Origin of the sequence: Bacillus sp. FSL K6-0069, assembly GCF_038007785.1 — a bacterium.
GTDB lineage: Bacteria > Bacillota > Bacilli > Bacillales > Bacillaceae_G > Bacillus_A > Bacillus_A mobilis.
Genome location: NZ_JBBOXN010000001.1, coordinates 2,885,818 through 2,898,522, shown reverse-complemented (window position 1 = coordinate 2,898,522; position 12,705 = coordinate 2,885,818). Strand labels below are relative to the sequence as shown.

Sequence of the window (12,705 nt, the reverse complement as noted above, 5' to 3'; positions counted from 1 at the left end):
TTGTAAGATAGGAAGGAGCGGGGGAGAAAAATACAAAAAACCGCCAAAGGAATTTGGCGGAACGTTTCATAAATAACCACCCCATCATACCCTTCCGTTAAGATAGCACCCCACGTTTACACGGTAATTTTGTAAACGTGACAGTTCTGTTCCTTTCGGAGACAGCCCCAGCTCATATTTCCAGAGAAGAAATATAAACTTCGGCAACTTTTCCTTTCAAACGGAGTCGGTGACATTCCCTGCGTCTCGTCCGTCTTACTCTTAAAAGTCGCAACCTCTACCTCATCGGATTGATGAGGATTTGATATATTGCTAAGATTTTTAATATATGGCAATTGTAATGAGTTTCTGAATATATTGCAAGATATTTTGTTAGGAAAAGTCAAAAAATATCGGTTATTGTATAGGAAACGCTTGCAAAACTCCACCCGAACCTACTGTTATGTAACAAAAAAATAAAGAAAGAAATTGTTATACAAATGTTTCGCAAAAAATATTGAAAAACCCTTTAAAAATAAAAGAAAATTCTGAAAATATAATTCGACATAACTATCAAAATAGGATTATTCCTTAAATTCGTTTCAAAGAATAAGTATAAATCTGATAAATAGAATGAATATTCTTTTTATTTCTGATAAAATTGAGATATTGTTTAATTGAAAAGGGGAAATTAACATGAAATTAGAAACAGAAAGGCTCTATATAGTGCCGTGTACAGAAGAGAGTATGCAAGTTGCTAACGAGCAAGGATTTAATAGTGGTCCACATATTGTAGGGCATGTAGAAACTGTAAAACAAGATGCGGCTTTATTACCTTGGGGAGCGTGGTATGTCATTCGAAAAGAAGGTGACATCGTTCTAGGTGATATAGGGTTTAAAGGGAAACCAAATGAGGAACATATAGTAGAAATTGGTTACGGATTTATTGAGAAATATTGGAATAAAGGATATGCGACAGAAGCTGTAAGAGAACTAATAAATTGGGCTTTTCAAACAGGAGAGGTAGAAACGATTATTGCAGAGACACTTCTTGAAAATAACAGCTCGATTCGTGTATTAGAGAAATTACATATGAAGAGAATTAGCACTACAGAAACGATGATCAATTGGAAAATAGAAAAATAAAAAATACCGCTCGAAGTATATCGGGCGGTATTTTTATCATTATGGTAGCATTTGTTTTTGATCATTCGGATATCCAGCTGTCGGTGCGTTAGAATGCTTGGAATGATTGCGAACAGCGATGAAAATAGAAATAATAACGACAAGACCGACTGCCACGTAAGAAAGTGAAATAATAGTTGGATCCACTTTAAATGTAGTAAGCAGTGTACGAATGTTTGTAAAGATTATAAGGCCCCCAACTAATACGCCAAGTAAATGAGAAGGAACGATGCGTACTAACCATGCGGCGATTGGTGCCGCAACGATACCACCAAGCATGAGAGAAAATACCCAAACCCAACTTACTTGTTCCCAGCCAAGTGAAATGAAAAATCCGATTGTTGCAGCGAGTGAAACAGGAAACTCACTCGTATCTACAGATCCGATAACTTTTCTAGCTTCATTTCCTCTTGCCAAAAGTACAGGTGTTGTAATTGGCCCCCAGCCACCGCCACCAGTTGAATCAACGAATCCAGCGAATAAGCCAAGCGGAACAAGCTGTTTAGCAGACATACGTTTTTTTGAAGTGACAATTTGTTTTTGAATAAGGAATCGTAATAAAATATAAACCCCTAAAGTAAATAAAAATACGGAAATATAAGGTTTAATTACATCACCAGGTAAATTGCTCAAAAAACATGCCCCAATAAATGCGCCAATTGCTCCTGGTAATGTAAGCCTGGAAACGGTATATTTATCCACGTTTCCGAATTTGATGTGTGATGCACCAGAAGCGGCAGTTGTAACAACTTCAGCTAAATGAACTGATGCAGATGCAACGGCTGGTGCAATACCAAACATTAATAAAAGCGAGGTAGATGTTACCCCGTACGCCATTCCAAGCGCTCCATCGATTAATTGAGCGAAAAATCCGATAATAGCAAAGACAATTAATTTCTGCATAAATAATCCCCCTGTAATAATAAATGAAAAAGACACTTTTCCCGTATGAGAAAAGTGCCTTTGGTTTTTCCAATCAGCAATAATTAAATTTGTTTTATTATAATACATATTAATCGTATAAATCAACTAGGTTTTAAAGTTTTTGAATTGAATGAAAGAAAAATAAAATATACAATAAAAGGATGGAGAGAAAGGGGAGAAAGACATGTTACGATTTGATCATCTCGTACACGCAGTACATGGTACACCGGAGGAAGCGGCAAAACAAATGCAGGAGCATGGATTTCATACTGCAGTAGGCGGAGAGCATACTACTTGGGGTACTTGGAATAGTTTATGTTATTTTGATTTATCATATATAGAATTTTTAGCAGTTCAGCATGAAGAAAAAGCGAAGAAAGCAGAAAATCCATTAGTACAAGAAACGGTAGTGAAATTACAAGATGGAGAAGGTATGTTACAAATCGCAATTCGAACAGACGCAATTGAAGAACTAGCAGTTAAGTTTAATAAACATGGAATACATACGATAGGACCATTTGAAGGGAAACGAATGAGAAAAGATGCCCGCCTTTTAGAGTGGAAAATGTTATTTGTAAAGCAAGAAGAGAACGGGCCGAAATTGCCTTTCTTTATACAGTGGAACGAAACGGATGAAGAAAGAAGAAACGATTTACGTAACATAGGAACTATCACTGAGCATAAAAACAACGTACAACAAATTGAAACGATCCATTATGCAGTGAAAAATGTTCGAGAAACAGTACAAAAATGGAAAGAAGTAATGGCGCTAAATGCAAGTCCGGTCGTGAAAAATGAAGAATGGAATGCGGAATGTCAAAGTGTAGCGTTTGGTGACATTCATGTGCAGTTTTGTGAAGCAATTGGAGAAGGGCTAGTACTAGAACGATTGAAGCATCATGGCGAATATCCATTTGCAGTGGAGTTTACAGGTGAAAGTAAACGAGAGAATGAAGTGCTAGGTAGTTTGTACATATATTGATAGAGGTGAGCGTTGTGAAGGAAATTCTTAGAGAGATAGAGAGAAAACTAGAATGGCCTCGTATTGTAAAGTGTACAGCTATTTCAAAAGGTTTTTCACATGAAGAGAAATATAAAATTGAATTAGAAAACAGAGTAACATATTTTGTGAAGGTATGTGAGGCTGTAAACTTTGAACGTAAACAAGAAGAATGTACATATATGAAACAATTAGAGTTATTACATATTCCAACACCGAAGTTAATTCATTTTATAAAGCTTGAAGAATTAAATAAATGTGTTCAAGTATTTGAATGGATCCAAGGTGTAAACGGTGAAGAAGGTTTAGGGAAGCTATCAGTGGAAGAACAGTATCATGCAGGAAGAAAAGCAGGACAAGTATTAAAGAGGATTCACTCAATTGAAAGAGAAAGTGCAAGTAATAAATGGGAAACGGTTCGATGGAATAAATACGAAAGATATGTAGAAGCATTAGCAAACTATGAAATAGATTTCCTTGATTTGAAGCCAGTATTAAGATTTGTAGGGGAGCATAAACAATTATTGAAAAATCGTCCAATCACATTTTTACACGATGACTTCCATCCAGCAAATAGTATGATTCATATTAAGGAGTTTATCGTTATCGATTTTGGTGGATATGATTTTGGCGATCCAATACACGATTTTTATAATGTAGCGATTTTTACGACAAGAATAAGTAAACCATTTGCGGTTGGACAAGTTCACGGTTATTGCGGAGGTGAACCATCGCTTCATTTTTGGAAACTGTACTCCTTATATGCAGCAATGACATTCCCAGCGGATATCGTATGGACAAACCGAAGCACGCCTCATTTAGTAGATGATATGAAGGAAAGATTAAACGGAATTTTAGAAGATCATAATCATTTTTCGTCCTATATTCCAAAATGGTACCAATCACAACATACGGATATAATAAACTATAAGTAATGGAGGGATTCATATGGATAAAATAGCAGTAATTTCAGATATTCACGGTAATATTCCGGCATTAGATTCTGTACTGAAAGATATTAAAGTAAGAGGAATTGAACGCATTATTTGTCTTGGAGATTTAGTTGGAAAAGGTCCTCATTCAAGTGAAGTAATTGAAATCATTCGTAAAGAATGTGAAGGAGTTGTAATGGGGAACTGGGATGATTTCATTACAAAGCCGACTGAATTTGAAGCGTTAAAATGGCATCAAAAACAACTATCGGAAGAACAAAATGACTATTTAAGAAGCTTACCATTTTCAATGGAATTTTATATGAGCGGTAAACTGATCCGTATGTTCCACGCTTCACCGAGAAGTTTATATGAAAGAATTCAACCACACGCTTCAAGAGAAGAACGAGTTAGTATGTTCGAAAACAGTGAGCTCACAGAGAATATAGAAGGAGAAAGAAAACCAGATGTCGTTTGCTACGGTGACGTTCACCAAGCATTCGTTCAAAGTTTCAGAGGGAAAACATTATGTAATGCTGGTAGTGTAGGCAATCCACTTGAAATTACACAAGCTTCCTATTTAATATTCGAAGGAACTTACAATGAAAAAGAAGCCTCCAGCTTTTCCATACAACTTGTACGTGTACCGTATGATATTGAATTAGCTATCAGGCTAGCAGAAGAACTCGAAATGCCAGAAATTGAAGAATACAAACAAGAGTTACGGACTGCTTTATATCGAGGGTTTAAGGGAAAGTAAGCCAATCATAATATATCAACGATTTTTCAAATATATCTATCATAACTTAAAATATATCAACGATTTTTCCGATATATCGACGATTCGACAAAGGATATCGACTTACCGACAAATAGTGACTTGGATTGTTATGCATAATTATATTATGTAAACTGAATGTAGGGAGGAAATACCATGAACCGAAAACAACGAATCAAAGAAATTGCAGATTATATTTTCAAATTAAACTTGACCCATCCAACAAGAGTTGGTGTAAGCGGTATCACAGCGTCAGGAAAAACAACATTTGCAAACGAATTAGCAGAGGAAATGAAAAAGCTCGGAGTTCCAGTAACACGCGCCAGCATCGACGATTTTCATAATCCGAGAGCAATTCGATACGTGCAAGGAAAAGAATCGGCAAGAGGGTATTATGAAGATGCACACGATTATACAGCTTTCAAAGAAAGGTTATTAAAGCCTTTAGGACCAGACGGGAATTTACAATATGAAACAATTTCTCATAATTTAAAAACGGATATGCCTGTACATAATGAGCCGTTAAGGGCCCAGCACAATATGGTACTAATAGTAGATGGAACGTTTCTATTGAAAAAAGACGTTGCACATTTATTTGACTATAAAATTTTTGTAGATACAGATTTTGAGATTGCGAGAGAACGTGGTGCAAGGCGCGAGACTGAGGCTTTTGGAAGTTATGAAGGAGCAGAGAAAATGTTTTTAAACAGATATCATGCGGCCTGTAAAATGTATATAGATGAGCATAATCCGAAAGAGTGTGCGGATGTATTATTTAAAAATAGTGATTTAGAAAATCCAGGAGTTATATTTCGTGAAAGAACGTAATACATAATCAGAAATATATGTATAGCCTTATATTTGTTGTTATAATTCTTGTATAATCAAATTAATTTTATGAAATAAACAACAGGGGATAAGACCGTTAATAAAGTACAAAGGGGACAGGAAATCTAATGAATGAAGTACTAGAACTAAAAGAAGAACTACTACAAATTAAAAATAATAATTATGCTGTACCAGAAGACGTAGATGCATATCCATATGCGCAGTGGATGCTAGATTATATCGGATCACCTGATGCTGAATTACGTGATGATTTAATTTATAGTACGCTTCACACATGGATTACAAATGATGTATTTAGACAAAAAGAGTTACGAGGATTAATGTTACAAGCGATTAGTCCTGATTATTTATTTTATAAAATTGGTGAAAAGGGCACAGACTCTGTATTTAAACGTGCATTCTCCGTATTAATTCCGCCACTTATTTTATCTGTTCATGAAAGAGAACCACTGTTATCTGAAGAGCAACTGTACAGTGTGGCAGAACAAGTGTTGGAATATGTATATTTAGAAGAAGATGTAAGAGGTTACGTAGAAGGAAAAGGCTGGGCACACTCTACTGCACATGCAGCGGATGCACTCGATGCGTTAGCACGTACAATACAAAATCGTGAGTTTTCATATGCAATACTAGCTGCTGTTCGCCAGAAGGTTCGATTAAGTGATTACGTATATGTGCACTTTGAAGATGAGAGATTAGTAACGCCAATTATGTCGTTACGTAACCAAAATATTTTAACTGGAGAAGAGTGGAGCAATTGGCTGCATAGCATAGCAACTGTGGAAGACATCCGACATCCGCAGCATGCTATTTTAGTACAAAATATTAGAACTTTCCTAAGAAGTTTTTATTTCAGAGTTTTAGAGGCAGAGGGAAGTACAGCCTTTACTGATGATATATTGGAGACTTTGAAGGGTTTGAGTAGGTATTAAAAAAGAGGAATAAAAGAAAAGAATAAGCGTAAAAAACCGATTATACCTGTAGGCCCTCTACAAAAATAATCGGTTTTTTAGTTGAATTGAAATTTTAGACTTAACTATACACGAGTGTATTAAATATGTAATTGTGGATGCTTTTCATATAAACTATTGACATACTGTTTTAAATTCTTGATGAATAATAGAATATCTTGACTAGCCATTCTAGCATGTAGAAGATGAAATATATTTCCTTTTCCAATTTCAAATTCATTTGAAGTTAAAGTAATAGGGATATTTCTAAAGATATGCCAAGGGAAATATAAGTGTACAAAAGTTTCTCTAAAATATATACCTGATTGACAAATTAATACGCCATCAGATCCTTTCCCCATATTCCCAAGAACAGATGTATCTAAAAAAGCGATGATCTGTTCTTCTTTTGGAACGATAAACCGTGCCTCAATTGCTTTTAATTTTTTGTCTGAAATATGAGTGTCTACAAATAATCCATTATCAGGTTCTAATAATTCATTGTACGTTTCAAATAAAGAGCAAATTGATTGTATCTCATTAATTTCTATAACTGGATGTATATCATGTTGTTTTGAAGTTTGGAATGAATTCGTTAGAGCTATGAGTAATTCTTTAAATAATAGTGGGGGATAATCACTCCCGTTAATATTGAAACTTTTTTGTGCATCAAAAGATAAGAAACCATCTTTATCAATTTCAATTTGTTGCACTTCATTTAATTGATCCCATTTCAAACTTCCTTTACCTAATAACCAATTTTTCCAGTATAAACCTGAACTCGTAAAGTAAACACCATACTTACCTGATCCAAATAAATTACAACTTAAAAAAGCAATAATTTGATCTTCCGTTGGGATAGAAAAACGTTTTTGGGCAATTGATAAGAAATCTTTAGGGATTCTAGTAACATAAAATCTAGATTGCTGATACTCTAAACAAATATCAGTTAAACGATAAATATTTATATTCACCTGAATCATTCTCCATTTCATATTTCGTCTCGATATAATAAATTATAAAGTTTTCAGGAAAATATTAACACTTAAAATTACCTTAAATTAAGAAGTAAAGGATTTATAAAGTAAATGTATATTAGGCTAAAATTATGATCTGTATTATGTATTTGGAGTAGTAAAGTCTTGTTATGGTAATAAAAAAGTACATAAAACAAAAACCTCCCAACCATACTAATAAAATGTGTTGGAGGTGAATGTTATGGACGAAAAAGACTTTGAAAAAGTTTACAATGATTACTTACATCAAGGAGAAGAGCAAGCTCAATTTAAAGTAGACCATGAGGTCAATTCAGGAGCAGAACAAATTGTTGCTGTTCGTAAAAATGATGATGGTGATTTAATAGCGTTTAAAACAAGTAGCGGAAGAGAGTTAGATTATATTATGGCTCTTAGTGAAGCGAAATTAGGGAAGTTAGCTCATGTGGACGTATTTCATAAGTATGGTAGGGATATTATACGTAGTGAACCGGATGGAATAAAAGAAAATAACTTAGATAATTTACCATCTTTTTAAACGGGTAAACCTCAAGAAGAGAATGTTCATTCCAATATTCTCTTCTTTTTTTATAAAGCTTTCCCTACAAATAGAAGGTTCATTTTTATTGTGCAATCATACTTTTAAAGAGTGCTCGAAATTTCTCTTTATCTTCTGCTGTAAATGGTTTCGGTCCCTTTGTACGCTTACCGCTTTTTCGAACCATTGCACTTAAATATCGTGTTTGTAATAGTTGGTCAATATTTTCATTCGTATACTTATAGCCTTTATGGTGTAGAACGATACAGCCTTTTGCTAAAGCGAGCGAAGCAAGACCGTAATCTTGTGTTACGATTAAATCTTCTTTTTTTGCTAACTGCATTATGCGGTAATCCGCAGCATCTGCTCCAGAATCAACATAAATTGTTTCTACACCTTTTGGTTGCTCCGCATTAGAGTAATGAGAAAAGCTAGTAACGAGGGTTACAGGGATTTCTGCATTCGTAGCCTCAAAAATAATCATATCTTTTACAGGGCAAGCATCTGCATCAACGTAAATCTTCATATTTATCACTCCTAAAACTAGGTTCGTGTTGATGATAATGGTAGATTTTTCTTTTGTCAAACGAGAAAGCTTTATCTCATGTTATTTTCCACAAACTAAAATAGCTTCTCGCAAACGAGAAATACCTTCCTCAATTTGATCAATATTCACTTTTCCATAAGATAAACGAATATAACCATCTTTCGCACCGAAAATACTACCGGGCATAAATGCGATTTCTTGTTTTAAACTTTGCATAATAAGTTGTTTTTCGTTTATCGGTTCGTTTAATTTTCCCCATATGTATATACCACCAGTCGGATTTGAAAAAGAGATTTTATCGTGAAGTTGCTCGTTTAGGGCGCGAACGATAACGTCTCTTTTTTCTGCTAATTGTTTTCGTAACGGTACGATATGAGACTGAAATGGTACAGTTTCGAAAAATTGTTGCATAAGCCACTGCGGGAAAATGCTCATACCTAATTCCATTTGGTGCCTTGCGTCGGATAACCTTTCGACTACAGACTGCGGGGCGACAAGCCAGCCAACTCGTAAGCCTGGTGCAATCATTTTTGATAAGGAATGTACATAAATGACTGTCCCATTTTCATCTATTGATTTTAAAGTCGGGCAAGGTTGTTTCTTTTCTAGCGTAAGTAAACTGGACGGATCATCTTCCACAATCGCAATTCGTAAATCTGCGCAAAGTGATAACAGTTTTTTTCTGCGGTTTGGATGCAGCATTGTTCCCGTAGGATTTTGGAAGTTTGGATTTAAAAAGATCATTTTAATCCGATGCTTTCTGTATAATTCTTGCACATCATCTGGATTAATACCGTGTTCATCGACAGGTAACGGGAAAATACGAATACCTGCTGATTGGAATAACGGTAAGGAATAACAGTGTGAAGGACTTTCGAAAGCGACCGCATCACCTGGATTTAATAAACATTGAACGATGAGGTGAAGTGCTTGCTGTGCGCCGGAAGTAATCATAATGGATTGTTCAGTCGCTTCAACTTTTAAATGTTCTTTCATATATTTTACGACCGCTTGTCTTAGCGGGAGATACCCTTGCGGATGATCGTAACTTAATGAATGCGTTAACGGTTGTTCTCGTAAAATCGTTTGTAGTTGATCGTGCGGATAGAGGTTACAACCGAGCTCCCCGTTTGCGAAATCAATGATGTTCTCATTTTGTTGTACTTCCGCACGAATATGGCGAAGTAACGGTAAGTTTGGTAAAAACGTACCACCTTCTACGAAATTTCTCCAGTTCGGCGTTAATGTTGGAGAAACGCCCCACATATGTGTACTTACACGTGTACCTTTACCAGTCGTACTTTCTATAATTCCCATAGCGCGTAGTTCATTATAAGCAGTCGTTACTGTACTTCGGTTTACATTTAACTGTGTAGCTAATTTCCGTTCGGAAGGGAGGAAGCTACCAGGTGGAAGTTCTCCGTATGTAATACGTTTTTCAATAAAGTCAACAACTTGCTGATAAATTGGGATTTTACTGTCGTTATCTAGCTTCCATTCCATACAAATGCCTCCGTATCTCTTAACTACATCAAGTATAACAAATTGGCTGGGTAAAAAAACAGCCAATTGGACGGTGTTATATCCAGCCAATTTTACTATGCTAAATATGGAAGGGGAGATTCGGATGAAAAGATGGCAAATGGAATGGCTCCTAGTATCAGTTGCATTAGTATGGGGAGCAAATTATACAATAGGAAAGTATGGCGTGGCATATATGTCATCCATTCAATTTAATAGTTTACGATTTTTAGTAGCATCACCGGTATTATTACTTATTACATTTATGATGGAACGCTCATTACGTATTGAAAGAAAAGATTGGTTACGATTAGTAGCAGTCGGTATCGTTGGTACGGCGATGTATCAAACGATGTTTATGCTATCTGTGAAATATACTTCAGCAACGAACGCCTCATTATTAATTGCAATGTCACCTATTTTTACAGGGATATTAGCAGTATTACACAAACAAGAACGTTTTTCGATGAAAGTACAAAGTGGTTCAATAATAGCGTTTATTGGTGCAGCATTCGTTCTATTAACAGGACATACAGGAGGAGCTACTTATGAATATGCGTGGCTTGGAAATGTAATTGGATTAGTCGCAGCGATTGCGTGGGGATGGTATCCAATTTTAGCGCAACCTCTTATTACAAAATACTCCGCAATGAGAGTCACATCATGGTCTACTTTAATTGGAATTGTACCGCTAGTTATATACTGTTTATTCAATGTAAATTCTTTAACATGGCCAGTAGATACGCCAAGCTGGGGATCACTTGCATATTCAATCATCTTTGCGACCATCTTCGGACTAGCAATGTGGTATGTCGGTATTAGTCAAATAGGCTCAACGAAAGTAATGGTTTATATGTATCTCGTACCATTGTTCGCGGTTATCTTTGCGGCGGTAACAATTGGAGAGCAAATTAATATGATGCAACTCGTTGGCGGACTTATTATCTTCATCGGCTTATATGTTGTAAAAAAAGGCGGAATCAAAAAGCCTGCTCTCAATTTGAAAAAAGTCAGTTAACAGTAAAAATGAGCTCTTTCATATAGAAGGAGCTCATTTTTTATTTCGTAATACAAGTGCTTGTTGAACGGCCCATTTTTGATGATCATGAAGGAGAAGCTCTATAGCAAGTAAAGGAGACATCCATCGTAAAACATGATCCTCCTCACAATTTTCAGTTTGTTTTTGCACCATGTTCGCAATATAAAAGAACCCATCGTTTAAATAATATGTATCTTCTTTCTCTGCATAAAAATCTCGTGCCGCATTACCGATATACTGATCAATTTCAATTACCCATCCTAATTCCTCTAGTAGTTCACGGTGCAAACATGCATCTTTTGTTTCATCACCTTCCATACCCCCACCAGGTAAAAAGTAACGATCTCCTTTTTGGATAACGGCAATCATTGAAGAAGATGAAAGGAAAATAATCGCATAACAACTAGGTCTTAATACATAATGAACAGTACGTTTTTTCGAGCCAAATGTGAGTTTCGAAATCATAAAATACGACCTTTCTCTATAAAATACATAAAAGGGATATTAAGGTAAAAGCAGAATTATATAAGTATAATCTTAATAGATTGGAGTGGTAACAGCATGATAAATCGAAAATGTTCAAGATGTAAAGAAATAACGGGTACAATACATGGGGGTAAAAAAATAAAGGAAGAATTTTTATGTGAGGACTGTTTGCAAAAAGGAATTGCGAGCGGGGAAATCGAATTATCACAAGTGGAGCAAGAACAAACTTCGTATCTTTCTATAAAAATATTAAAAATAATGAGTGTAATTTATTTAATAGGATCAATTTTTATGACTTTTTCAACCGGTCCATTTATACATAATATAGGATTTGATGAAATGTCCATTTCAGGCCCAGAATTAGGTTTAATAAGTATTGTTATGTTAGGTTCTTTATTCCAGTCTGTTCTTGTATTTTGCGGGATTTGGGTATTCATCCTTTTAGTAGAAACAGTCATTAAAATATATGAAAAAATGAAGTGAGCGAGAGGGAGAAATATATGCGAGTAAGAAACATCCAAGGGGAAGATTATGTAAAGATTCATTCTGTTTTAAATGATTGGTGGGGCGGAAGAGATATGGCTGCTATGTTGCCAAAATTGTTCTTCGTCCACTTTCAAGAAACGAGTTTTATCATTGAAGAAGATGGCGAAACGTTAGGTTTCTTATGTGGATTTTTCTCACAAACATATAAAGATGAAGCATACGTTCATTTTATCGGTGTAAATCCGAAGTATAGAAGAAGAGGAATCGCATCGACATTGTATTCTTATTTTTTTGATGCCGCTCGTGAAAATAACCGTAAAGTTGTAAAAGCAATTACGTCACCAACTAATAAAAAGTCGATACAGTTTCATCAAGAAATCGGTTTTCGAATTGATGCCGGGGATGATGAGATAGAGGGAGTATCGGTACATACAAATTATGATGGGAACGGCGGTAGTAGAGTTTTGTTTTTGAAAAATGTGTAAAAGTAGGCTAG

General features: G+C 35.4%; 15 protein-coding genes and 1 riboswitch. Of the genes, 10 read left to right on the top strand and 5 right to left on the bottom strand.

Annotation, left to right across the window (positions count from 1 at the left end; translation table 11 throughout):
• Nucleotides 1-95: 95 nt before the first annotated feature.
• Nucleotides 96-288, bottom strand: a riboswitch (Lysine riboswitch).
• A gap of 387 nt (nucleotides 289-675) precedes the next feature.
• Nucleotides 676-1,125: a GNAT family N-acetyltransferase gene (locus MHB74_RS14865; protein WP_061676942.1), complete on the top strand. Its 450-nt coding sequence runs from the start codon at nucleotides 676-678 to the stop codon at nucleotides 1,123-1,125.
• A 39-nt stretch (nucleotides 1,126-1,164) separates the two neighbouring features.
• Here MHB74_RS14865 and MHB74_RS14860 read toward each other — a convergent pair whose 3' ends face one another.
• A complete protein-coding gene (locus MHB74_RS14860; RefSeq protein ID WP_061676941.1) occupies nucleotides 1,165-2,175 on the bottom strand; it encodes a sulfite exporter TauE/SafE family protein in 1,011 nt (336 codons plus the stop codon).
• 97 nt (nucleotides 2,176-2,272) lie between these two features.
• On the opposite strand from MHB74_RS14860, the gene MHB74_RS14855 reads away from it, so the two are divergent.
• From MHB74_RS14855 to MHB74_RS14835, 5 genes are all read left to right on the top strand, one after another.
• Complete coding sequence (locus MHB74_RS14855; RefSeq protein ID WP_061676940.1) at nucleotides 2,273-3,070, top strand: VOC family protein; 798 nt, start codon at nucleotides 2,273-2,275, stop codon at nucleotides 3,068-3,070.
• 14 nt (nucleotides 3,071-3,084) lie between these two features.
• The gene (locus MHB74_RS14850) at nucleotides 3,085-4,023 is read left to right on the top strand and encodes an aminoglycoside phosphotransferase family protein (protein WP_061676939.1); all 939 of its coding nucleotides are present in this window, start codon (nucleotides 3,085-3,087) and stop codon (nucleotides 4,021-4,023) included.
• 13 nt (nucleotides 4,024-4,036) lie between these two features.
• On the top strand, nucleotides 4,037-4,780 hold the full coding sequence (locus MHB74_RS14845) for a metallophosphoesterase family protein (RefSeq protein WP_061676938.1): 744 nt from the start codon (nucleotides 4,037-4,039) through the stop codon (nucleotides 4,778-4,780).
• Nucleotides 4,781-4,954: 174 nt separating this feature from the next.
• Complete coding sequence (locus MHB74_RS14840) at nucleotides 4,955-5,626, top strand: AAA family ATPase (protein WP_061676937.1); 672 nt, start codon at nucleotides 4,955-4,957, stop codon at nucleotides 5,624-5,626.
• Between the two features lie 128 nt (nucleotides 5,627-5,754).
• The gene (locus MHB74_RS14835; RefSeq protein WP_061676936.1) at nucleotides 5,755-6,579 is read left to right on the top strand and encodes a DUF2785 domain-containing protein; all 825 of its coding nucleotides are present in this window, start codon (nucleotides 5,755-5,757) and stop codon (nucleotides 6,577-6,579) included.
• 119 nt (nucleotides 6,580-6,698) lie between these two features.
• On the opposite strand, the gene MHB74_RS14830 is transcribed toward MHB74_RS14835, so the two are convergent.
• Nucleotides 6,699-7,571 (bottom strand): hypothetical protein, encoded by an 873-nt coding sequence (locus MHB74_RS14830; RefSeq protein WP_061676935.1) that lies wholly within the window; start codon nucleotides 7,569-7,571, stop codon nucleotides 6,699-6,701.
• A gap of 244 nt (nucleotides 7,572-7,815) precedes the next feature.
• On the opposite strand from MHB74_RS14830, the gene MHB74_RS14825 reads away from it, so the two are divergent.
• Nucleotides 7,816-8,130 (top strand): DUF3892 domain-containing protein, encoded by a 315-nt coding sequence (locus MHB74_RS14825; protein WP_061676934.1) that lies wholly within the window; start codon nucleotides 7,816-7,818, stop codon nucleotides 8,128-8,130.
• A gap of 85 nt (nucleotides 8,131-8,215) precedes the next feature.
• Here the strand turns inward: MHB74_RS14825 and MHB74_RS14820 are convergent, their stop codons facing one another.
• Together MHB74_RS14820 and pdxR are read right to left on the bottom strand one after the other, a co-directional pair.
• The gene (locus tag MHB74_RS14820; protein WP_061676933.1) at nucleotides 8,216-8,656 is read right to left on the bottom strand and encodes a YaiI/YqxD family protein; all 441 of its coding nucleotides are present in this window, start codon (nucleotides 8,654-8,656) and stop codon (nucleotides 8,216-8,218) included.
• Between the two features lie 81 nt (nucleotides 8,657-8,737).
• Nucleotides 8,738-10,180 carry a MocR-like pyridoxine biosynthesis transcription factor PdxR gene (gene pdxR / locus MHB74_RS14815; protein ID WP_061676932.1) on the bottom strand — a complete coding sequence of 481 codons (1,443 nt, stop codon included), beginning with the start codon at nucleotides 10,178-10,180 and terminating at the stop codon, nucleotides 8,738-8,740.
• 124 nt (nucleotides 10,181-10,304) lie between these two features.
• Between pdxR and MHB74_RS14810 the strand changes: the two genes are divergently transcribed.
• The gene (locus MHB74_RS14810) at nucleotides 10,305-11,216 is read left to right on the top strand and encodes a DMT family transporter (protein WP_061676931.1); all 912 of its coding nucleotides are present in this window, start codon (nucleotides 10,305-10,307) and stop codon (nucleotides 11,214-11,216) included.
• A 33-nt stretch (nucleotides 11,217-11,249) separates the two neighbouring features.
• Here the strand turns inward: MHB74_RS14810 and MHB74_RS14805 are convergent, their stop codons facing one another.
• Nucleotides 11,250-11,702 carry an NUDIX hydrolase gene (locus MHB74_RS14805; RefSeq protein WP_061676930.1) on the bottom strand — a complete coding sequence of 151 codons (453 nt, stop codon included), beginning with the start codon at nucleotides 11,700-11,702 and terminating at the stop codon, nucleotides 11,250-11,252.
• A gap of 96 nt (nucleotides 11,703-11,798) precedes the next feature.
• On the opposite strand from MHB74_RS14805, the gene MHB74_RS14800 reads away from it, so the two are divergent.
• Both MHB74_RS14800 and MHB74_RS14795 read left to right on the top strand, forming a co-directional pair.
• Nucleotides 11,799-12,206 (top strand): DUF3980 domain-containing protein, encoded by a 408-nt coding sequence (locus MHB74_RS14800; RefSeq protein ID WP_061676929.1) that lies wholly within the window; start codon nucleotides 11,799-11,801, stop codon nucleotides 12,204-12,206.
• Between the two features lie 17 nt (nucleotides 12,207-12,223).
• Nucleotides 12,224-12,694, top strand: coding sequence for a GNAT family N-acetyltransferase (locus MHB74_RS14795; RefSeq protein WP_061676928.1), 471 nt, complete (start codon nucleotides 12,224-12,226; stop codon nucleotides 12,692-12,694).
• Nucleotides 12,695-12,705 lie beyond the last annotated feature (11 nt).